Source organism: Paradesulfitobacterium aromaticivorans (assembly GCF_054657415.1).
Window position 1 is genome coordinate 600,944 of the sequence record NZ_BAAHYT010000010.1, and the last position, 21,298, is coordinate 622,241.

Annotated in this window: 24 protein-coding genes and 2 pseudogenes; 12 read left to right on the forward strand and 14 right to left on the reverse strand. The window is 42.7% G+C overall.

All coding sequences use genetic code 11. The features are described 5' to 3' along the window. Positions 1 to 19: 19 nt before the first annotated feature. The gene (locus tag ACYQ2N_RS08360; RefSeq protein ID WP_459998764.1) at positions 20 to 766 is read right to left on the reverse strand and encodes a putative ABC transporter permease; all 747 of its coding nucleotides are present in this window, start codon (positions 764 to 766) and stop codon (positions 20 to 22) included. 236 nt (positions 767 to 1,002) lie between these two features. On the opposite strand from ACYQ2N_RS08360, the gene ACYQ2N_RS08365 reads away from it, so the two are divergent. From ACYQ2N_RS08365 to ACYQ2N_RS08390, 6 genes and pseudogenes are all read left to right on the forward strand, one after another. Next, positions 1,003 to 1,680 carry an Lrp/AsnC family transcriptional regulator gene (locus ACYQ2N_RS08365; RefSeq protein WP_459998765.1) on the forward strand — a complete coding sequence of 226 codons (678 nt, stop codon included), beginning with the start codon at positions 1,003 to 1,005 and terminating at the stop codon, positions 1,678 to 1,680. Between the two features lie 162 nt (positions 1,681 to 1,842). Then, positions 1,843 to 2,055, forward strand: a pseudogene (locus ACYQ2N_RS08370) (glycerol-3-phosphate acyltransferase); the annotation flags it as partial. 201 nt (positions 2,056 to 2,256) lie between these two features. Next, positions 2,257 to 2,838, forward strand: coding sequence for a TetR/AcrR family transcriptional regulator (locus tag ACYQ2N_RS08375; RefSeq protein WP_459998766.1), 582 nt, complete (start codon positions 2,257 to 2,259; stop codon positions 2,836 to 2,838). A 38-nt stretch (positions 2,839 to 2,876) separates the two neighbouring features. Further along, the gene (locus tag ACYQ2N_RS08380) at positions 2,877 to 4,220 is read left to right on the forward strand and encodes a radical SAM/SPASM domain-containing protein (RefSeq protein ID WP_459998768.1); all 1,344 of its coding nucleotides are present in this window, start codon (positions 2,877 to 2,879) and stop codon (positions 4,218 to 4,220) included. A 265-nt stretch (positions 4,221 to 4,485) separates the two neighbouring features. After that, entirely contained in the window at positions 4,486 to 4,656 is a 171-nt protein-coding gene (locus ACYQ2N_RS08385) for a hypothetical protein (protein WP_459998769.1), read from the forward strand. A 34-nt stretch (positions 4,657 to 4,690) separates the two neighbouring features. Further along, positions 4,691 to 5,610 (forward strand): annotated as a pseudogene (locus tag ACYQ2N_RS08390) (YidC/Oxa1 family membrane protein insertase). A gap of 143 nt (positions 5,611 to 5,753) precedes the next feature. Here the strand turns inward: ACYQ2N_RS08390 and ACYQ2N_RS08395 are convergent. The 3 genes from ACYQ2N_RS08395 to ACYQ2N_RS08405 all read right to left on the reverse strand — a co-directional run bounded on the left by ACYQ2N_RS08395 (position 5,754) and on the right by ACYQ2N_RS08405 (position 7,419). Continuing rightward, complete coding sequence (locus ACYQ2N_RS08395) at positions 5,754 to 6,389, reverse strand: Fic/DOC family protein (RefSeq protein WP_459998771.1); 636 nt, start codon at positions 6,387 to 6,389, stop codon at positions 5,754 to 5,756. Between the two features lie 326 nt (positions 6,390 to 6,715). Next, positions 6,716 to 7,039 carry a hypothetical protein gene (locus ACYQ2N_RS08400; protein WP_488199458.1) on the reverse strand — a complete coding sequence of 108 codons (324 nt, stop codon included), beginning with the start codon at positions 7,037 to 7,039 and terminating at the stop codon, positions 6,716 to 6,718. 14 nt (positions 7,040 to 7,053) lie between these two features. Beyond that, positions 7,054 to 7,419, reverse strand: coding sequence for a nucleoside triphosphate pyrophosphohydrolase (locus ACYQ2N_RS08405; RefSeq protein ID WP_459998772.1), 366 nt, complete (start codon positions 7,417 to 7,419; stop codon positions 7,054 to 7,056). 297 nt (positions 7,420 to 7,716) lie between these two features. Here ACYQ2N_RS08405 and ACYQ2N_RS08410 point away from each other — a divergent pair, with 297 nt between their 5' ends. The 3 genes from ACYQ2N_RS08410 to ACYQ2N_RS08420 all read left to right on the forward strand — a co-directional run bounded on the left by ACYQ2N_RS08410 (position 7,717) and on the right by ACYQ2N_RS08420 (position 8,639). Then, complete coding sequence (locus tag ACYQ2N_RS08410; protein ID WP_459998774.1) at positions 7,717 to 7,977, forward strand: ATP-binding protein; 261 nt, start codon at positions 7,717 to 7,719, stop codon at positions 7,975 to 7,977. Positions 7,978 to 8,092: 115 nt separating this feature from the next. After that, positions 8,093 to 8,374, forward strand: a complete 282-nt coding sequence (locus ACYQ2N_RS08415) for a type II toxin-antitoxin system RelB/DinJ family antitoxin (protein ID WP_459998775.1) — start codon at positions 8,093 to 8,095, stop codon at positions 8,372 to 8,374. Beyond that, on the forward strand, positions 8,364 to 8,639 hold the full coding sequence (locus tag ACYQ2N_RS08420) for a type II toxin-antitoxin system YafQ family toxin (RefSeq protein WP_459998777.1): 276 nt from the start codon (positions 8,364 to 8,366) through the stop codon (positions 8,637 to 8,639). The genes ACYQ2N_RS08415 and ACYQ2N_RS08420 overlap by 11 nt, the downstream gene beginning before the upstream one ends. Before the next feature lie 423 nt (positions 8,640 to 9,062). Here ACYQ2N_RS08420 and ACYQ2N_RS08425 read toward each other — a convergent pair whose 3' ends face one another. From ACYQ2N_RS08425 to ACYQ2N_RS08455, 7 genes are read right to left on the reverse strand one after another with little or no spacing between them, the layout of a single operon-like run. Then, complete coding sequence (locus tag ACYQ2N_RS08425; RefSeq protein ID WP_459998778.1) at positions 9,063 to 9,389, reverse strand: hypothetical protein; 327 nt, start codon at positions 9,387 to 9,389, stop codon at positions 9,063 to 9,065. Positions 9,390 to 9,395: 6 nt separating this feature from the next. Continuing rightward, the gene (locus ACYQ2N_RS08430) at positions 9,396 to 9,653 is read right to left on the reverse strand and encodes a hypothetical protein (protein ID WP_459998779.1); all 258 of its coding nucleotides are present in this window, start codon (positions 9,651 to 9,653) and stop codon (positions 9,396 to 9,398) included. Beyond that, positions 9,650 to 12,487: a coiled-coil domain-containing protein gene (locus ACYQ2N_RS08435; RefSeq protein ID WP_459998780.1), complete on the reverse strand. Its 2,838-nt coding sequence runs from the start codon at positions 12,485 to 12,487 to the stop codon at positions 9,650 to 9,652. Before ACYQ2N_RS08435 ends, ACYQ2N_RS08430 begins: the two co-directional genes overlap by 4 nt. Beyond that, on the reverse strand, positions 12,432 to 13,094 hold the full coding sequence (locus tag ACYQ2N_RS08440; protein WP_459998782.1) for a DUF6063 family protein: 663 nt from the start codon (positions 13,092 to 13,094) through the stop codon (positions 12,432 to 12,434). The genes ACYQ2N_RS08435 and ACYQ2N_RS08440 overlap by 56 nt, the downstream gene beginning before the upstream one ends. Further along, positions 13,087 to 14,631, reverse strand: a complete 1,545-nt coding sequence (locus tag ACYQ2N_RS08445) for a hypothetical protein (RefSeq protein ID WP_459998783.1) — start codon at positions 14,629 to 14,631, stop codon at positions 13,087 to 13,089. Before ACYQ2N_RS08445 ends, ACYQ2N_RS08440 begins: the two co-directional genes overlap by 8 nt. Next, entirely contained in the window at positions 14,616 to 14,945 is a 330-nt protein-coding gene (locus ACYQ2N_RS08450; RefSeq protein WP_459998784.1) for a hypothetical protein, read from the reverse strand. Before ACYQ2N_RS08450 ends, ACYQ2N_RS08445 begins: the two co-directional genes overlap by 16 nt. Further along, positions 14,885 to 15,718: a hypothetical protein gene (locus ACYQ2N_RS08455; RefSeq protein WP_459998785.1), complete on the reverse strand. Its 834-nt coding sequence runs from the start codon at positions 15,716 to 15,718 to the stop codon at positions 14,885 to 14,887. Before ACYQ2N_RS08455 ends, ACYQ2N_RS08450 begins: the two co-directional genes overlap by 61 nt. Before the next feature lie 397 nt (positions 15,719 to 16,115). On the opposite strand from ACYQ2N_RS08455, the gene ACYQ2N_RS08460 reads away from it, so the two are divergent. Then, a complete protein-coding gene (locus ACYQ2N_RS08460; RefSeq protein WP_459998787.1) occupies positions 16,116 to 16,553 on the forward strand; it encodes an Hsp20/alpha crystallin family protein in 438 nt (145 codons plus the stop codon). A 101-nt stretch (positions 16,554 to 16,654) separates the two neighbouring features. Here ACYQ2N_RS08460 and ACYQ2N_RS08465 read toward each other — a convergent pair whose 3' ends face one another. Continuing rightward, positions 16,655 to 17,485, reverse strand: coding sequence for an MFS transporter (locus ACYQ2N_RS08465; RefSeq protein ID WP_459998789.1), 831 nt, complete (start codon positions 17,483 to 17,485; stop codon positions 16,655 to 16,657). Positions 17,486 to 17,550: 65 nt separating this feature from the next. Further along, positions 17,551 to 18,777 carry an MFS transporter gene (locus tag ACYQ2N_RS08470; protein WP_459998790.1) on the reverse strand — a complete coding sequence of 409 codons (1,227 nt, stop codon included), beginning with the start codon at positions 18,775 to 18,777 and terminating at the stop codon, positions 17,551 to 17,553. 199 nt (positions 18,778 to 18,976) lie between these two features. Here ACYQ2N_RS08470 and ACYQ2N_RS08475 point away from each other — a divergent pair, with 199 nt between their 5' ends. Further along, positions 18,977 to 19,585 carry a TetR/AcrR family transcriptional regulator gene (locus ACYQ2N_RS08475; RefSeq protein WP_459998791.1) on the forward strand — a complete coding sequence of 203 codons (609 nt, stop codon included), beginning with the start codon at positions 18,977 to 18,979 and terminating at the stop codon, positions 19,583 to 19,585. Between the two features lie 25 nt (positions 19,586 to 19,610). Continuing rightward, on the forward strand, positions 19,611 to 21,101 hold the full coding sequence (locus tag ACYQ2N_RS08480; protein ID WP_459998792.1) for a phytoene desaturase family protein: 1,491 nt from the start codon (positions 19,611 to 19,613) through the stop codon (positions 21,099 to 21,101). Here ACYQ2N_RS08480 and ACYQ2N_RS08485 read toward each other — a convergent pair. Further along, positions 21,091 to 21,282, reverse strand: a complete 192-nt coding sequence (locus ACYQ2N_RS08485; RefSeq protein ID WP_459998793.1) for a hypothetical protein — start codon at positions 21,280 to 21,282, stop codon at positions 21,091 to 21,093. The genes ACYQ2N_RS08480 and ACYQ2N_RS08485 overlap by 11 nt on opposite strands. Positions 21,283 to 21,298 lie beyond the last annotated feature (16 nt).

Sequence of the window (21,298 nt, forward strand, 5' to 3'; positions counted from 1 at the left end):
CTAAATCTATTGTAAAGTATTAATCTTCTTTGTTTTGACCCAGGATTTTTTGTCTTTGACGTTTAACAAACTGTTCCACTGAATCCTGTTTGGCTTGGAGCAAGGAAACGGTTTCATTTAGCGTATGGCGCAGCTTGGGATAAGTGGAAAGTAACCGGCGAAAGGGCCGGAACAAAACCACTAAACGCTCGTGACTCTGAAGCGTGTGATTTTGCTGGAAAATATCTACAATGCGTTTTAAGCGGTGGAGAAGAATGGTTGATTGAATGATATCCCACACAAGATAAATTATAAAAATGAATGCGAGAATGATTTTAGGACTAGACGGGATGCCTAGTAAATAATCATGGAATTGTGGGTGGATGAAGCGGGCAAACACAAGACCGAGAACTCCCCAGATTAGCGAAAAAGGAAGGGCGATCCGTCCTTGGAAATTTAGCGGGGTGTCACTGTAATCCCAGAGTTGTAAGTGAAAGAAACGTTCTAGACACAGCCCGGATACGTATTCTAAAGCCGTGCTTAAAACGACGAAATAAATAAATCGCCATTCCCAAGCGAGATCTGATATCCATGGATCTGTCATTGCGACTAAGAGTGTAAAGGAACCATAGAGCGGCAGAAAAGGGCCTTTAAGAAAACCGGGATTGACGATATGTTGTTGGGTGAGGGAACGGTATGCGCTTTCCAATATCCAACCTGCAAAAGCGTAAGAAGCAAAGGTCAGGACTGTATATGAAAAGTGGTCAAGCCAAAGCAAACTAAGCATTAAATATTAACTCCTTAATGAGGGCATAAGCAAAACCTTAGACTGAGTTCCCAAAAAGACCCAAATATGGCGGAAAAACAATTCCCCGCTTGCAGGAACACAGTTGCATTTTATGCCAGTTAGACTTAAGATATACCCAAAAGACCCAAAAGATAAATCTGTAATCACTATAACATTTTTTTTATTGCTGTCAAGATGAATTAATAAGTCAATCTGATGAGGGAGAAAGAAACAGAATGGGTATAACTGAGAGACGCAAGCAGTTCTTGCAACAGATTATGAACCTTTATGAAAAGACGGGTTTGCCTGTTCATTATATAACTTTGGCCAATCTAATCGGAGTCAGTAAATGGACAGCTTATGATATGTTAAAAGAGTTGGAGAAAAACGGTTTGCTTAGACGGGACTATACCATAAACCCCCATGAATCAGGGCGGTCTATGATCGTTTTTGCCCCAACGCCCAAAGCCGAGGAGCTTTTTGGTAAGACGAGGACTACAATTTGTAACCCGAGGGAATTGAGAGCTATCAAGAATTCGGTACTAGGTTTACTTAAGGAGGTGCGGATGTTTCGTCTCCAGCAAGCAGTCGATCTCTTTTTGGAGAAAATTGCTCATGTAACTGTCCAGGCAGAATTTTGTCTCTACATCCTCGGACTTTTGATTCTGTATCTCAATGTACTCGGGAAAAAGCGGAAACAGATGATTGAGCACTTGATGAATGTTTCGAATCGCTCGGAAATACAATTGACCATGTTTTTTGGGACGGTGATGGGAACGGCTGTTCAAACCGTTGGCCATGAACTCGGGCCTGAAATCACTAAACTCATCGCTTTGTTTTTTAACTATCTTGATGAATTAAGTCTTGACGAGCTACAAACGCTTACTGATTTTGTCCGGGAAGCCATGGTTTAAACATCGTATTACTTAAAACATTGGTTTTTGAACACTGACATACCGTTCAAGTGGGCGTCCTAGCAATAAGTGACAGGCTCTTCGGTAGTGGGATTAGCTTCTAATGCAACTGTTGCACAGGTCGAAGGTTATTAGACCTAGTAAAGGGGGTGGCAAAAAACATTGCTTAAATATGTGATATTTGTCCTAGCCTATCTTGCAGGGGCGATTCCATTTGCGTATTTTGCTGGTACGGTGAAGCAAGTTGATGTGCGTAAGGGCGGGAGCGGGAACATTGGAGCCACGAATGCCTTTCGGTTACTCGGACCGAAGTTGGGGTTGGCGGTTTTAGCCGGGGATAGCTTGAAAGGAGCTTGGGCAGCATGGAGCTCTTACTAGTTGTCAGGTGATTTTCAAATTAGGTTAAGTGCATCATGTCGTTAGATGAGCCACTTGTTCGTTTACACCCATCGACAAGGGCATCTCAGTTAACAGTAATCCCCTGTTGACCCATGCATATTACGAATTGACAAAATAGAAAAAAATCATATAATCAAATTAGATCGGATGTCCGAATTAAAAATAAGGAGCAATGCCATGAACAACGAAATGGAAAAAATGAACCAATCCCAAAAAATATTACTCGCTGCATTTGAGTGTATTTCATCAAAGGGTTATGCAAATGTATCTTTGCGTGATATTGCCGATGGAGCAGGGGTTGTTCTAAGCCAGCTTAACTATTACTATAAAAATAAGGAGGGGTTGCTTACAGAGGTAATAAAAATGATGATGCAAAAGTACCTGCAGGAAGTAGAGGATCATTTAAGAAATGGAACCACTGCCAAAGAAAAAATATCATCCCTTATTATATATTTTCAGGAAATGTTAGAGGAAAATCCTAAGCTTTTCAGACTGTTGTATGACTTTAGCGGGATGGCACTCTGGTCAACTACATTTAGCGAATTACTCCGAAACCTGTTTAATGATTTAGCAAATTTAATAGAAAAACATGTCCTAAATAATATTGCCATAAAAGGCAATATATATGGCTATTCCCCCAAATCCATTGCCAGGATGATTTTTGGAGCAATGTTCGGAACTGCCATACAGGTCATTTTAGACCCTCAAGAAAAAAACCTACCTGAAGCTTTAAATGCAATTGAATTGGTGCTTGAGTAAAGAGTAAAGAGTAGACTGAGAACAAGGAGAAAATTACAATGGATCATAACACTATAAAAGAAAATCTAAAATCTTTTGGACTCAAGAAAGTTATATCTTTTATAGATTCTGACCCGGACAAGAACATTCCAAAGATCATAGATTGGGTCGAGAAAATCGATGTTGAAGGGATTGTTGAAAGACAGCTAAAATCTGTAAAATCGGTAATTAAAGATGAAGATGGTAATTGGTACCAGCTTATAAAGAGTCTTTGGACTGACATTGATGATGGCGTAAGAAAAACCTTATTCGAAAATTTTGTAGTTAACGCTACAATACTAGGTGGAAGTAGGCGAAGCAAGGGAAAGGAAGAAAATAACTGTAATATACCATGGGCAATACTTATGGATCCAACCTCTGCATGCAACCTAAAATGCACAGGTTGTTGGGCAGCAGATTATGGAAATAAGCTGTTTATGGATTATGAAACCTTGGATAAGATAATTTTGCAAGGTAAGGAACTCGGTACGTACATGTACCTTTATTCCGGTGGCGAACCCCTTTTAAGAAAGGATGATATTATCCGTCTATGTGAAAAGCATAATGATTGTGTGTTTTTGGCCTTTACAAATGGAACTTTAATAGATGAGACCTTTGCCGATGAAATGCTTAGAGTCAAAAATTTTGTACCAGCAATAAGTGTAGAAGGATTTGAAGAAGCTACAGACTATCGACGCGGCAACGGTACATACAAGAAAGCCCTTGGTGCGATGGATATATTAAGGAAAAAGAAATTACCTTTTGGTTTCTCATCTTGTTATACTAGCAAGAATACAGATGTGATAGGTAGTGAAGAATACTTCGATGAAATGATAAATAGAGGAGCTAAATTTGGCTGGTTCTTTACTTATATCCCTGTTGGAATAGATGCAGTGCCTGAATTAATGGTAACTCCGGATCAACGTGAATTTATGTACCATCAAATAAGGAAATTTAGAGAAACAAAACCTTTATTTACAATGGACTTTTGGAATGATGGTGAGTATGTTAATGGCTGTATAGCTGGCGGGAGATCTTATCTTCATATCAATGCAAATGGAGATATTGAGCCTTGTGCTTTCATTCACTATTCAGATTCAAATATTCATAAAAATACTCTTATAGAAGCATACCAGTCTCCATTATTTATGCAATATTATAAAAATCAACCATTTAATGATAACCACTTAAGACCATGCCCGTTACTAGATAATCCAGAAAAACTTGAAAGTATGGTTATTGCTTCTAGTGCAAAATCAACTGAAATGCTGCACCCTGAAGATGTACATTATTTATGTGGAAAGTGCAAAGATGCTTCTGAAAAATGGGCGGTAACGGCCGAGAGACTTTGGAGAAATTTTTAGAATAGATAGGGGCTGTCCGAGGCGACAACTCGTAGAGGGAGCGCTCCCAAAAATACTCTTCTCGATAGCTATCCCAACCCCAGGAAGCGTTTGGATCGGAAAAGGATCCGGGACATTGGCAGTCATAAATCCCTTGCTGATGGCAGGAGCAAGTTTTTCGACCGAATCTGCTTGAACCACTTCGAACGGTGGTGCCACCGCCGGCAAGGGAAAGATTCGAGGGATCCCCTAAGAGACCAAAATGGGCCGAAGGAAGCACGAAACAATGCTTAAAAAGGTTCATCACCACGTCAAAGGGAGCCGACGGTGCTGGAACGTCTTGATACTTGGCGATCCGGTTCACCAAGCGCTCAACGCTACTTGGGTGTTTGGGAGTTTCCAATTTCTCATTTCGTTTACCCCGTTGCCGGGGTTTCGGGACAAAGGGAAATTTTAATTTAGAAGAAATATTTGAGAAGGGTAGTTTTATAATGCTTGATTTTATTGCATTTCCTATAGGGTACATTTTAAAATTCATTTATGACATACTTGCATTCAAGAATTATGGACTTGCTATTATAATTTTGACAGTAATAGTTAAGTCACTTTTACTGCCATTATATATCAAACAGTATCATTCAACCTCAAGATTCAGTGAGATTCAGCCACAAATGCAGGAAATACAAAAAAGACATAAAAATGACAAAGAAAAGCTTAATCAAGAAATGATGAAACTGTACCAGGATAATAAAGTCAATCCTGTTGGAGCTTTTTACCACTTCTGATACAAATGCCGATACTTTTTTCGTTATATTACGTAATTTCACAGCCATTAAAATATATGATTGGAAAATCTCCGGAAGTTATTCAGCAATTATTTGAAAAAATACCTGCAGGTGCAGACAGAATTACGAATATGCATGACTTAAGCATCATCACCTACTTCAGCCAACATGCCGACAAGCTGTCAACTGTTAGCCAAATGCTGAAACAGGACGAATTACTCAATATGAATTTCCTGGGGGTTAATCTGGGCGCAATACCTACATGGGATTATCACAAGCTCTTTGGAGATCCTATGGGCACACAAAATTTGATTCTGCTTTTAATTCCAATATTATCAGCAATTACGACCTATATATCCGTGAAGTATTCTATGCAGCAAACACCTCAGACAAGTGATAACCAAATGCAAAATTCTATGCAGAACAGTATGGTTTTGATATCTCCAATCATGACTGGGTTTATTACCTTCAGTGTGCCTGCTGGTCTGGGACTTTACTGGATTGTTGGAAATATATTTCAGATATCTCAACAAATATTCATGAACAAGTTCATTATCAAAAAGAATTTGAGCTTAGATGTAAAAGACAAAAAGGCTAAGGAAAGGAAATTTGCGAAAAATCCTTGACGCTACCTTTTGTCATGGTACCACAACCACCTCTCAAGAACCGTGCATTTACTAAACTTCTTTATTCCAGAAAGAATTATTATTAGGAAGTTTTAGTGCAACAAAAAAGCACCTGATTAGGTGCTCAGCTCAAATCTAATAAATTACTTGTTTTCTATCACTTGAAAAAAACAATTACTCAATGGGTCCAAACTTTTATTGGCAGCTATAATTGTCGCATCTAACAAGGTTTCGTGGTTAATTAAAGACCAGTTTATAATATAACCACAATTCAAAGCCAATTGACGAATAAATTCTCTGATACTGCGGCCATTGCCTTCTCTAAACGGATGTATCATATTAAGTTCAGACATGTAGTAGGCTGCCTTTTGAGAAAACTCCTCCGTATTCAAACCTCTCAAATAGCTATCCTTTTTTAGTTTATTAAATATGGCTTCTAAATTTTCTTCAATAAACTCGCTTTTACAGAAAATCGTAGAACCCTTTTCAATATTCTCAATTCTTAATTTACCAGCAAAAAAGTAGATGTCTTGAAAAATATACCTGTGTATTCTCTTCAAGTGGGTCATTCCAAACCTGCCTCTAACAGGCTGTTCTTTTTCAAGTTGGTATTGCCGAATCATTGTTATATCTGCTTCATACTCAGCTAAAGCCTTTTCATCCCTAATGTTCTCTTTATTGATCAATACTTCAGAATCTTTGTAGCAATATAAAGATTGGTTGGTTTCTTTACGATTATATTTAGAAAAGCGACTACCACTCCTCATTTTATCGTCCAAATTTCGAAGCGTGCCTTGCCTTTATACGCGCGACAGCCTCCCTACTACTGATCTTGTCCTCAAGGTACTGCTTACCAATGGTCTGCGCATGCGCGCTTGGTTTTAATCCTTCAAAAGCCATTGATGCCCTTACACTCGAGATCACCCTTGTACTTTTTAAACCCTTTGAGCTCCTCGTTTTCAAGATCATCACCTCTAAAACTATTATACTCATCTTAAGACAAAAGGCACGTTTAGTTTTGAGAATTTCTATGTGTGCTTCTAGATAACTGCTCTTTTTTTTATACTCCGAACCCAATCTAAGCCGTGTTATCGGTGTTCAAAGCCTATATATGGTTATAAACCCACCGGTAAACCTTCCAGTTTTGATAGATAAGGCTATTCTGTTTGGTCAGATCATCATAATATTTATTATTCGAAACCTTGTAGGGGTTGTGGTAGGTTTCACCATCAATTTCGATAGCAATCTTTACGTCTTCACTTTCCAGAGCGAAGTCAATAAAGCGTCTGTTCCCATAAATATCTGTAAACGGATATTGCAGAAAAAGATACTGTGACTTATCTGGGCCAAAGGTATCACAAAATAATTCTACAAATAAATCTTCGGCCGCACTGTTAAGACCTCCACTCTGCTTATACTTAACTGTCAACTTGCTTCAACCCCTCAGCCGTCAATAACTTCCTTAAGCAACAGTTTTTCTTTGAAAGCACCTCTCTCCAGCACTTTCTGCTGCCTTATCGTTTCAAACTCTTGTAATGATACGTTCTTGCAGTTCAATATGGCATAGACCACTTCAACCAAATCGGCCAGTTCTTCAACACTTTGGCTGTCTAAATATTCCTGAAGTTCCTCACCCAATTTAGCATTTAACAGTTGCAAATATTCCTCTCCGGAGACCTCTTCTATAACTGCCTGTTTCCCGCTTTGTCTGATGATTTGCGGAATTTTATCACGAATGAGTTTATTGTAGATTTTGATATTCATCGTTTTCACCGGACCTTTATGTGAAAATTTCATTTGCCTTTCCATTTGACAAAGTCTCACAATAAGATAAATTCTGCATTTATATGTTAAACCCTGCCAGATAACTCGATTTATTTGGAGATTTATATGTGAACTTTGGCCAGCACAAATCGTCGTTGTTTTCTTTGGACAAACCTCATCAGTGGCTGTTACAATGTATTTCGAAGCGAAAACAACATATGACCAACATGAACAGGATATCCAGTATACCAAAAACTCAGTGTTTATGCGGATTTTTACTGCTTCTTAACCCATTTTAGACTGCAATTTTTGACCATAATCACATGAAACCTCTATTGCAATTTGAGGTCATACGATGAAACTCTTGACCAGATTATTTTAAATATTAGCGATAATGGCCCAGGCGTACCATCAGCAGATTTACCGTTTATTTTTGATAAAGGCTTTACAGGAGAAGGAGGTAATTATCCAGGACGAGCCACAGGGATGGGACTATTCTTAGTACGAAAAATGGCTCAGGATTTGGCAATTGACATAGATGCAAAGTCAGAGCCTTCTTTAGGCCTCACAATTTCATTGATATTTCCAAGAGTGAAGTATTGATGGAGTTCATGCAAATTTGACTAAATGCAGAACAACATCATTTTTATGTGCATTGTATTTACAATGCACATATTTTGTGATAATATATATTATGATAATAAAGGAGGGCTAAAACATGGCTGAAACGACAAATTTAACCATTCGCATGGATAAAGAACTGAAGGAGCAGGCAGAACAGCTTTTCTCTGAATTAGGCATGAATATGACGACGGCGTTTACCGTCTTTGCCCGGCAGGCTGTACGGCAGGGAAAAATACCCTTTGAAATTTCTTTGAATATTCCGAATGCTGAAACAATAGCGGCTATGGAAGAAGCCAATAAAATAAGCCGTGACCCAAATGCGAAACGCTATTCCAGTTTTGAAGAACTGATAGCGGAGGTTCAGGATGAAGTATGAAATTCTATCAACGGGAAGATTCAAAAAAGACTTAAAGGCAATTATGAAACGGGGCTATAACCTTCAATTGCTGCAAGATGTTGTTTCTCTGTTGGCGGCTGGAAGCTCCTTACCGGAGAAGTACAAAGACCATATGTTAACAGGCAATTGGATCGGGCATAGAGAATGTCATATTACCCCCGATTGGCTTTTGGTTTACAGGATTGATAACGATATTTTAGTTCTGACGCTTACCAGAACAGGCACGCACAGCGACTTGTTTTAAACAAAACACCCTAAAGCACAAGGCGGACTGCTCATGATGGGCAGTCCGCCTTGTGTTTTAGCTATCATACATCATAAATTCTCTTGCAATCTGCCGTGCTGTTTGGGGGTCATAATGCTTTTCGAGGGAATCCCTTACTCATTTCTCAACAAAATGATATAAAAAGAATATAATTCAAAAATCAGCATAAATCACTTGACTTTAGGAAATCGTCCATTTATTGGTATATCTAATGAAGAATAGTGATGTTTTTATGAAAAAGACTTTTCTAGAGGGACTAATGCATACAGAACAGCTTATTGATGATATTGTGTTTATGTGTGAAAATCGAATGAAAGCTACCTATTTTACGCGAGCAGTCCATGTTATCATGCCCAGTCAAATTCGAACTGCCTCTTCTTCTTGAGTTCTTCTTCAAGCGGGTCAATAGGAACCCCGCTCAATCTTCGAGGTCATGTAGTCTTTGCCTGCAAAGGGTCTGAGGCGCAGGCTGTACACTACCGGAAAGTAGGTAAAGATCGCGTCTTCCGAGAGGGCGGTTAAACAAATCATTTGCACGTTGTTGCTTTCAGCCAGTTGAAAAATTAAATTGAGAACATGAGGCGAGGATGCGACTCCGAAGGGATTATCCGCGAGCATGGCTTTGGGTGGATTATGGAGACTGGACATTTTGCTCCTCGTGTAGCTTAGAATAGCCATGAACATGGCCATATACCCGGCAAAACGTTCACCGCCGGACCATTTTTGCACTTCTTCTCAAGCGTTATAGAAGGGGGTAGTTGGGTGTTGTTCGGGCTTTAAGACACGGATAAGCGCTTGATCCAGGCCGGATAGGACATTTAAGAGCTGGCGCGAGGACATTTTACGTTCGATAAACTTCTCCTGTTTTTCTTCAGTCTCTCCTTCGCCGACGAGACGCTTGAGTTCTTTAATTAAATCGTCGATATACACTCCCATCAGGGCTTGAGCCTTAGCTTCCTCGATATCTTTAAGCTTGATCTGGACTGCATTCACCCGCCGCCAGCGTAATCCACCTTGACATAGCGATCGATCATCTGCATCTCCTGGGCGATCCGCTCCACCTGCTTAAGCGAGCGTTCCACCAGTTCCTGCTTATTCCTTTCCGCTTCCTTAAGCTCAAAGGTCACTTTTTCCTCGTATTGGGCAATGATTTCAAAGCTTTTGGCGAAGCTTTGCTCCACAGCCTCAAGCTGGAGATGTCTTTCTTCATCGGCAACCAGGTGGCTGACAAACCGATCGATCACGGTATTTCCCTGCTCCCGCAAAATCTGCGCATAGTGCCTGAAAGACTTTTCCACTGCTTCCCGTAATTTTTGTACGTCCTTTTGGGAAACCTGCAGCTCCTTAGCCCAGGTTTCTATGGTTATTAAAAGCTTGGTCCGTACGCTTTCCCATTCATCAGCTTCCAGCTGTTCTCCCCCGGGAGGCACGTCAAAATTCTTTATGCTTGTAGCCAAGCTATTCAGAGCACCGGAAAGAGTAGTTTTACGGTTTACTGTATCACTGAGAATTTGATTCCATTCCTCTACCTGCACCTTCAGAGCTTCTATTTCCCGCTTGATTTTGGTTGCTTCCGCTTCTAAATCATTAAAGATCTCCGCCGGCGGCTGCCCGTAAGTATTCTTAATATGCTTCTCTATTTGTATAAGCTGCCCCATAATACGCTCAATGGCTAGCCCAGCCGCATTGACCCTTTTTTGCCAACCATCAACATCCTCTTTCAGCTTACGCAGTTCACGTTCCTGCCTTTCGATTTCTTCGTCCGGCACTTGGTACTTGGCGTCCTCGACCTCAGCAAGCTCTAACTTTAAATCGCGGGTAATTCTTTTTTCTAGCTTCTGAATCTCATCTAGGTTGCGCTTGATGTTTTCTTCCCAATGCTTTAATTCTAAATGAGCTTGAGCAAACTCATTTTCATTCGCCTCCCAAAGGGCTTTGGCTTCCTCATACCCGGCTTCGTGTTGGGGGATGACTTTCTGGCTGGGCGCAGGAACGGAGTTCAGCTCTTCGTGTCTTTTTTTCCTCAAGACCTCGACATCTTTGAGCTTACGTTCCCCATTCACATATTCTTCACGCGTTTGTTCCTGCTCAGCTTCCCCTTGTTCCAGCCGGTCAGCGATCTTTTGCTGTTCGTCGAGGGCAACTTTTCGTTCAGCATATTTTTCGGCCCTGTCTAGAAAATCCTTTTGCCACGCCTTAAACCTATCCAGATCTCTCTCCCGCAAGTTCTCTTCTGATTTGCTTTCTTCCGCTAAGCGCATCGTATCTTCATTCTCTCGTTCTACTCTTGCCTTCTCTGCTATCAGAACAGTTCTTGCGCTCTTGGCTGCCGTAAGTTCTTCATTAGCCTTGTCGATCTGCGCGGTGAGGCCGGACAAATACCCGGACGGATAATGCCGGTAATAGGCTCTGTCCAACTCATCCAGTTTAATAATCTGCTCTTCTGTTACCTGCAGGTTTTGCAGGGTCTCTGTTTTACGCCCAATTTCCGTTTCCAGGGCTTGAGCAACTTCAACCAGGGACTGAGCCGACAGAGCATAGCTATACCCTTTATGCCACAAGAGATAAGCCGGCCCACCGATAGAAAGAATCTTTTCCGGTTTGGTTTCCCCGGACGGCACCAATTCAGGACGACGTACGATAAGCGGAACCGGACAGCTCAAGAGCTCAGTTTGTAACGCTTTGCTGTTTTGCAGACGTTTAAAATCCTCTTCCGCCAAAACCAAAGCAAAAGGTAGGAGTGGCTGATGCCGCAGATAGCTCTCACGTTCCTGCTCATCCCCCTGTTCTTCCAGCCACTTGCTCCCGGTTTGGGACGGAATCTGCAGTTCCTGCAGCAGTTTTTGCACTTTAAGGATTTCCCGGTTCGGTACATAGCTGTCTGTTTCCCGGATGAGGTTTAACTGACTTTTGAATTCTTCCAGCCTTACCCCTTCCAGGCGGATCCTATCCCGGATATCCATTTTTTTCGCGCTAATTTCCGCTTCAATCCGGTTTTGCTCCACATGAGGATCAACACAGCGAATGGAAAATCGCCCGAGTGATTCTTTCAACTCGGCTGTAGCCTGTTCTGCCGAGTCTTTTTCTTTTTGCAGGTTGATAATAAGTTCCCTGCTTTTTTCATAGCCAAGATTGGTGGCGCTAAGCTCTGCCCTCTCAAGATAGAGATTTACCCCCTGACTATGACGGAAAGTGAATTCCGCTTCAGTCTGGCGTTCTCTGAGACTCCCTAATTTTTCTTGTGCCTCCTGTTGCTCCTTTTCAGCAGATGCCTTATCCCGGGTCAGACTCACATAGGGAATACTTTCCGAGTGATAAAGAAGCCTATGGCGCTCGGTTTTCTTAGCAGCCAACGCTTCTTCGATCTGGGTAAGATCCTGTGTCACAATCTCAAATTCGTTTTCCACACGATTAAAAAGCTTGCGCAGGCGGCTTTTTTCCCCCAGCAATTTTGTTTGGCTGGCCGCAAAAGTACGAACAGCCGTTAAAACACGCTCACCTTCCGTCCGCAAAAGCTGAAAATCCTGCAGGTTTTTTTCTAGCTCCGGTAGGCGGATGAGGTTTTGGTTCACCTTCTGAAAAGCTTGGGCCAGACGTTTAGCATCTTCTTCCCCATTAAAAATCGCTTCTTCCACCGCCGGGATAAGGATGGTTTCCAAAAGTTGCCTGGAGGTCTTAGCCTGAGCAAAGAACTCCCCCACTCCACCTTCGACATTGTTCGTCCGCTTGATATTTTTCCACTCTTTTTCAAAAATGCTGTAGCTTTCAAGGTCATGAAGGTAGCTCGGTTTTTTGAGTGAGATAGATTTCCCGGTCCTGTTCGACATGCGCCAACCCGTCTTCTTCCAAAAACTTGGCGACTTTCAAGATAAAACTTATCCGGTTTTTCGTGCTGCGACGCAGAGCTTTCAAATCCGGGTCATATTCAGGCATATCCTGCCAAAGTTCTACTGAACTTTGTAAATTAATTTCCAGCTCCTTTTCCAAATCGGGGAGTTCAGGAGCAGTAGAAATACTTTTGAGCCTCTCAGACACAAACTGTTCCAGGTCACCGACCGTCACATAGGTACGGCTCACTTCACTCAGACTGTCTTCTCCATAAAACATGGCCAAAAGCGAAAGAATGATAAAATAGGCGAGGTAAAGCTCACGGTTGACACTTAGCCCCATGCGCTGTCTGAGTTCCTCATTCGTGTAACCAAAAAAACGGTTGTCGAGGTTGGGTGACAGGTAGAGGACATACAAAGACTCTAAGATTTTCACATCAGCCATAGGTTCAATGATGTTCGTCAAAAGTCCCTGCACTTCGAGATCTGTTTTATAGGTCTGCACCATTTGCGGGTATTCTTCGGCGTGCAATTCTCCCTTTTTCGCAAGTTCTAAAAAGATTTGCAAAGCACTAGCGATGGTTTCAGCTTTATAGGACTCAAACACCTTGATCACTCCCTTGTGGACAGGCATAGAAACGATAATCCGTTACCCTGCTTCCGTTTTCCAAACTCAGTTCAACGCTTGTGGCCTCAATTTCAACTTCCCCCAAGACAGAAGTTTCAGGGTGGTCATCCACGTATTTTAAAAGCAAGTAGGGAAGGTTTCCAGTTTCCGCATCAATAATTTTCGCTTTCATTTCTTCATCAACTTCCAGCGGGATCTTCCCCATCTGGTGCAGTTGGACCAGAAACGCATAAAACTCTACTTCAGAAATCAATTGGACATAAATTTCCCCGGGCAGAGACTTAAGAATACTGCTTAATGTTTGTTCCGTTTTATCCAGCAAAGAACTGAGCACGATGTGAAGATAATTTAAAGTCCGTAAGTCCCTTTGCTTTTTGAACAATCTCTCACGCTCCGCAGCCATGGCCAAATCTTCTTCAGAAGGACCAACAAAAACCTCTTCCGAGTCGAGCTCTTCCCCTTTAACCATTTGGGGCTCCAGCACACGTAGGATATTGAAGGTTGGATTCCGTTTGAGTTTGAATAAGGGGTTAAGCACCTGACGTAAGGAATCCAGATTTGGGTTATCTGAAATGACTCTATTCACAAACTCATGTTCAAAATTAATTTTGGACCGGAAACTATTGGCGAGGCTGTCCAGCATCGCGTCCTCCAGCAGCGAACCCAGGGAAAGTTTGCTCGTGAACAGACGGTTATGTTCATTGACAACAAGATCCAGCCTTTTGGAAACGACCACGAGCTGGTCGAAGCTTTCCCTTTCCTTGACTGTCAGTTCCCGGAACCGGTAAGTATCCACCGTATCGTTTAATAAGACCTGCAGGGAGGAAAAAACTTCTTTTTCCCGGCGCAGTTGTTCAGCAACTTCTTCCATGAGGGAAATATAATTGGCAATGCTGACACCTGAAACGTTGCGCAGCACGAGCTGCCTGATTCGTTCCAACTTCGAATGTACATCCCTCACCTGGACATAAAGGTCATCGACAGTGCGCAAGGCCTCTTGAAAAACTCCCTTTTCAATCTGCTGGCGCAGATAAAGCTGGGAGATACTAATCCGCAATTCCTTATAGATTTCTTTGGTCTTAAACAACAAGTCTAAGCCGGCATCGGTCAAACGAAAGCGCATTTTGCCATGGATCTCGTAATTAGCAACTTCAATGAGGGAGAATTTGCAACGTATCTCCCCGCCTGTCTCCAGATCCCTATATTCCAAGTCAAAAGGCCGGCCGCTGTTGCGCAAAGCATCCAGGAAAAAATAGGCCATCTCGAAGCTCTCATTTTCGGTAAGAGCGGTATCGTAAGCATCTGCCGCTACCCGGCGCAAAAAGCGGGCGACATCCTCATGATCGCAGTAATTCCGCCCGATCAGCATATTTTCTAAAATCAAAAGCATTATCCCAAAGCCGATGGCCAGGGAATCGTACTGATTGTATTTTCGGTTATTGTTCAAGGCAAATAAAGGGTGAAACAGGGCAATATTTTGGATACGCTCGGCAAACCCTCTTAATTCTTCTCCCAAAACGGCACCTCTTTTGGCTCACTAAAGAATAAATAACTTAAACCCTCTTGCGGAATATAGCGTTGATTATGAATAAGGGCCTGGATCTCAGCTCTTACCGGAGCGGGAAAAAGCTCCAGGAACTTCTCTTCATATTCGGGGTGCAGTTTTTGTTCCTTGTCCCTTCTCTTGGGGGCAGCTTGACCATGAAGACGCACAAGCTCTTCATAGCAAAAGATGAATGGCTCTATTTTGTCCAAAGGAAAGGCCGCCGTCAAAGAGCCGAAAATATCAAGCCCTTCCGGATCCAAATCCCCAAAATAGTATACACGCATATTTTCCGCAGAAAGTCCCTGTATTTCCTCCACAAAAGCAATCTACCGACGATCTTGCGGCCTTCGCCGTAGATCAAGAGGTCAAACTCCATATCCCCAAGCTGACGCCTGCCGGCTCGCCAGGATCTCTTAATACTATAAAAGGTGTCTTTGTTTTCGACGATCAGAGCTGTATAGGATTTAGGTGGGGTCTCATGCGAGAGTGAGATCTCCGTGCGGTAATCCACATAGAAAAACGGTTCATAGGTTACATAACAGGACAAATCATTAAGACTGAGGCCAACACGTTGTAAGAGAATGCGCCCCTGCTGACTCAGCAAAAACTTTTCGTCCTGAAAAATCTGAAAGGAGCGTTCATTAATAGAAATATCTTCCCTCAAGCTTTCTCTCAGTTGCGAATTTTTGAGGAAAGCATCCAACTTAAGCAGATACTTTTGGTCCTCAGAGTAAGCTTGGGGAGACTTACGATACACTTCACTTTTAATTAAAGGATGCATACCCAGCAGTCTTAACAGTGATTCTTCTTCCAATCCGCTGGAAACTATCCGATATCTGTTATATAAAACCGGCTTTCGTCCGTTTGTCCCGGAAGCTTTAACCGGCTGCAGCGCCTCCTCAGCACAAAGGGTTATAATTATCCCTGCAAAGGCTTCATACCCTCCAAGGTGCGCATATTCCCCGCTTAGCATTTGATAAACCTGATTTTCCAAGCTTAAACTATCTAAAGTTTTCTGCTTGGAGTCTTTAATCAGCTTCTGTATCTGCTGGAGCAAAGGTTCTTCCCCCTTGGGTTTCATATCATGACACAATTCGGCAATAGGATAAGTATTTCCTTCTTATCGTTGCCAAAGCTCCCCTTGATTCAAACCAGAAACCTGTTGGTTACAAATAACAAAGCATCCCAACTACAAAAGTTCAGGATGCCTACTAGTATGTAGTTTTTCATGCGTTGCAATTTACGTAGTAAAACGGCCAAAAACTGAGATTCCAGGCAATTGTAAAACCTCTTAGCCCGAAATTATCAGCGAAAAAGTAAAAAGGTCAGAAAAGGTCAGATTCCAGCTTTGCATCTCGAGTCTGATATAAGCTATATTAAGGTCAGAAAAGGTCAGGGGCCAAACAGCCTACTGACGTAAAAATAAAGTAAATTATTTTTTGGAGGTGCGAGAAATGTTTGGTTTAACACCCTATCGCAGAAACTCAATTCAACAACCTACTCTTAGCTGTGGCAGTCTATTTGATGATTTCTTTTCCGATTCTTTCATGCCTTCAGTTTTTCCGCAAATGGGAACAATGAAAGTAGACATTAAGGACACGGAAAAGGCCTACGTGCTTGAGGCTGATCTTCCCGGCATCAACAAAGCTGAACTCAAACTCGAGTTCGAGGACGGCCGCCTGTGCATCAAGGTTGAGCGCAATGAAAGCCTGGAAACGGACAAAGACAATTACCTGCACCGCGAACGCCGTATCTACTCTACATCTAGAACCTTTGCCTTTGCAGATGTTAGCCAAGACGGAATTAACGCGAAATATGAAAACGGTGTTTTAAGCGTAACCCTGCCCAAAAGTGAAACCGCAGCGCGCAGCAAAAGCATTCAGATTTCTTAAACCAAAATTACTATTAATTAAGAAGAAGGCACACCAATCTCCAAAGGAGCGGTGTGCTCTTTTAATCTCTAGCTCCATCCGGTGACACAGGTTGCCGCAGATTAGGCAAGAAGATTACTAAAACTAAGCTCGCCATAGCTACTGCAGCCACAGCCCAAAAAACATAACGCAAGGCTGAGGCCAATCCTGTCTGCATTGCGAAAAGCACATCCGCGGACAAAACCGCGCGTTGCTTTGCGTCCAGTAGAACATTGACTATATCCAGATTGAGTCCTTGAGCAACTGGTATAGTCCTTAGATAAGAACTCAGTCCTATTGTTGAGTACAGCTCCCAGAACTGCCGCCCCCAAGGTGCTCCCCAGAATGTTCATAAGCATATTACTGGCCGTAACAACACCGCGTTGCTGCCAGGACACACTGTTTTGAATAGCCACGATAAAGACCGTACGGGCAAGGCCCATTCCGACTCCAACCAAAAAGGATCCTGTCGCAGCCAACCACCAGCCGCGTTGTGAAATAAGCAAAACCAGCAAAACTGTGCCGAAAAGAATAAATATCCCACCGGCTACAGCCAGAGTACGAGTTCCGAAGCGCAAAAGCAATTTTCCGGAAACCATCGAGGCCAAAGGCCACCCAAGCGACATTGAAGCCAGAGCAAAACCCGCCATCATGGGCGACTGTCCCATAACTCCCTGGATAAAGGTCGGTAAGAAGCTCGACAAACCCATGATAATAATACCTGTAGACAAAGTAGCTAAATTAGCAACCGTGATTAAACTGCTGCGCCATATCTCCAAGGGCATTAAGGGTTCAGCGGCCTTGGCCTCAACTAATATAAACAGAGCCAGGCCTAAAACCGAAAGACCAGCCAACAGCATAGCCTGCCAGGACCACCAGGCCCAGGCAACTCCTGACTGTACTAAAAAGAGCATTAAAAGGCTAATGGAAAGGAAAAAAGGCGGAAAAAACCCAGCTGAACAGGGAGAAGCCCCCTAATTCACCTTGCCGCTTGTCCTGACTCTTCTACTAAACCCAGTACCAGAATACCTGCAAGAATTACTCCTGCTAAGACGATCCAACTTACTTCATAAGTCCCGTAAAGGTCAACAATATAGCCAAAAACAGGTGGGAATATTAAAACACCAAGTTGCACCAAAGTAAGGCCGAACCCTATAGCCGTACCCGCTTTATCCCTTCCAGCCAGTTCGGAAACTAAAGCAATATAAAGTCCATTCCACCCAATTGCAGAAAAGCCGAAAACAATAGAAATTAGTCCGATCACCCAGACAGGAGTTTTCTGAGAGATAGACAACATCATTAAGGACATCAACATCGCAATTATGCCTACGCCTGCTAAAACCGGTTTACGGGCCCCCCGGAAAATGGTATCGCTGATATATCCCCAAAAAATCCTCCCGATAATACCGCCAAACTGAAGTAGCACTAGAAAAATACTGGCGCGTACGATAGATAGGCCTATTTTATCATGTATATATAGAACGAGATATGAGACTAACGTAAATTGGGCTGCCACAAAAGTAATTGCCGTAAAACTTGCCAACCAAATATTAACATTACGAAGCACGGACCAATCCTTCTTATTCTGAGAAACATTATTACTAATAGGAATTTTATCAGGATGGTCCCTATACAAGGCTAAACTTAATATCGATCCAGCTATCGGAATTATTCCCATCGAAGCCATGGCGAACCGCCAATCATGGTTTGACGCAATGATCGGTAGCACCAGCGCCGCAAAAAAGCCCCCTAAAGGAATACCGGTTTGTCTTATCCCCAACGCTAGCCCCCATTTAGAATAAGGAAACCATGTCATAATAACTTTGCTACCGGCGGGCGTAGCAGCCGCACACCACAAACCGGTAAAAATGAGAAGGGCAATTAGCATATTGAACGATTTTGAATACGATGCCAGGAAGATGGCACCCCCAGTTAAGAATCCACCGGCGACCAGAACAATCTTTTCTCCCCATATATCGACTGCTTTTCCCGCAAGTAAGGAGGTAAAGGAAATCCCTAGATTAACTGCCCCGCCCGCAAGTCCAACCTGGCTTTTATTTAATCCCAACCCACTTTCTAAAAAAGGCGCCAACGGCCCAATGCCCTGGGGAACAAAAGAAACACTTGCCTGCGCTGCCGTGGTAACAAATAGTATTATCCATCGATAAACCCGGATGTTCGTTTTCAAATTTATTTCTTGTGCCATAACTTCTTAGCCGTTTGCCTCCCATTTGAAAAAAATCTTATAATTCTCCTCTATGATTCCACATCTTTCCTTCATTTCCTCCCCAAAGCGCAAAATTAATCCGAAAAATAACAAATTTTTACTATTGACAAATAACAAATCTCAATGTAAATTTAAGCAATTCGTTGACTTAACGTTCAATCAAAAACCGGAGGTAAACATGACGCCGCGAAACGAGGACGCTAACAAACAAATTCGCGATGAAAGAAGGGATCAAATTTTACAAGCAGCACTTAAAGTATTTGCCAGAAAGGGCTTAGCCGCAGCAAAAATCAGCGATATTGCTGCAGCAGCTGAGTTAAGCCATGGTTTAATCTACCATTATTTTAAGTCAAAAGACGAGATTTTTACCGTTTTGGCTACCCAGGCTTTGGAGGTTTCCAGCAAAATAATTATTGATGCTGCAAATCTTCCTGGTACTCCATGGGAGCGTTTGAAAGCAATGACTGAAGCCATTGTACCCAACGCTTACCAGGGTATCGGTCCGTATTACTTTCTTATAGTTATTCAAACCTTCACCTCGGAAGCCGTTCCTGAACAGGTAAAAGAGCTCGCCGCGAGGCAGTCCTCTATATATACGGACTATTTAGTTCCCCTAATCAGGGAGGGCCAACAGCGGGGTGAAGTTGTCGCGGGAGACCCTTTGCAGCTTGCAGTCTTATATACTTCGATGATCCAAGGTATCGGTATTGTAAAAACGCTCAGCGGGGAAGGACTACCGCTGCCCACACCCGAGATGGTCTTGCAATCTCTGAAAGCTGTCCACTAACTAAAGAAGGTGAGGAGATGGAAAAGTGACAAAGAAAAGCATAATCATTATTGGTGCCGGCATCGCCGGCTTGGCTGCTGGGTGTTATGGCCAAATGAACGGTTACCAAACAAGAATCTTTGAATTGCATGATCTGCCCGGCGGACTGTGTACTTCCTGGAAGCGAAAGGGCTATACCTTTGACGGTTGCATTCAATGGTTAGTAGGCTCAAGCCCGGCAAATGACTTCTATCACATATGGGAAGAGTTAGGGTCTGTTCAAGGGCGTCAGATGGTTAATCAAGAAGAGTTCTTCCGGATTGAGGGTAAAGATGGACAAACATTAATTGTTTACGCGGATGTAGATCACTTTGAGAGTCACTTAAGAACTCTGGCACCCGAGGATTCTTCAACTATTGAAGAATTAGCTGAAGCCGTTCGCCATTTAGCTCACATGCCGATACCCATCGAATCCGGGGTCTTAAACAACATAAAACTTGCAGCCAAATTCCTGCCGTACATCAAGTATTTCAAAAAGTTTGGAAATCTTTCTATTCAAGACTTCGCAAAGCGATTTCAAAATCCCTTTCTCAGAGAGAGTTTTGCTTCCATATTCAATCTCCCCGATTTTTCAATGATCGCCCTCTTAATGTCGCTTGGCTTTAAGCATAGTCAAGCTGCAGGCTATCCTATAGGCGGCTCCTTAGATTTCTCAAAATCCATCGAACGTCGCTATTTCAGCCTAGGTGGAGAGATCAGCTATAAATCAAGAGTTGTCAAGATTATCACGGAAAATAATGAAGCAGTTGGCATCCGACTGGCAGACGGAACTGAGCATCGGGCGGATTTGATAATCTCGGCGGCCGACGGACATGCCACGATCTTTGATATGCTCGAGGGGCAATACTTAAATGAAGAAATCCAGCGCAACTACCGCGAGATGCCTATCTTCCCGCCAATCATCCAGGTATCCCTTGGTGTCGATAAAGATTTCAGCCATGAACCCCATGCGCTGACATTTCCGGTCTCTGAACCACTACATATTGCGGGAGAGCTTCACCACGAACTCTCTCTTAAACACTACTGCTATGATCCGACAATGGCTCCCTTAGGGAAATCTGCTCTAGTTATATCTTTTGCTTCCAACTATGATTATTGGAAAAACCTTGGTGCCGGCACGCAAGCTTATCAGGCAGAGAAAGAAAATATTCTGGCGCAGGTTATTAAGGTCTTAGAACAACGTTTTCCAGGACTAAAAGATCAAATTGAGGTAACTGATGTGGCCACACCGCTAACTTATGAGCGATATACCGGCAACTGGCAGGGCTCGATGGAGGGTTGGCTCATTACGGCCAAGACAATGCGTAAGCGCATAGCGAAAACACTGCCAGGACTAAAGAATTTTTACATGATTGGCCAATGGGATCACCCAGGAGGCGGTGTGCCGCCGGCAGCAAAATCGGGACGAGACGTCATAAAAACAATCTGCAAGCGCGATGGAAATAAATTTAGCACATCCAGCCCTGTTAATTTCTAAAGAAGCTGCCACCGGCAATATAATTTAATGGGCTATGAAGTTTAAATAAGAACAAATCATTCAACCCAATTGCTTTAAAAGGCTGCTTTCCACCCGGCTGCCAAAAGTTCACTTCGTCAGGTCTACAATAAGCTAGATAATTATACCAATTACCATCTGTAACCCCGACAAAAATCTTCATATCAACCACTCCGATA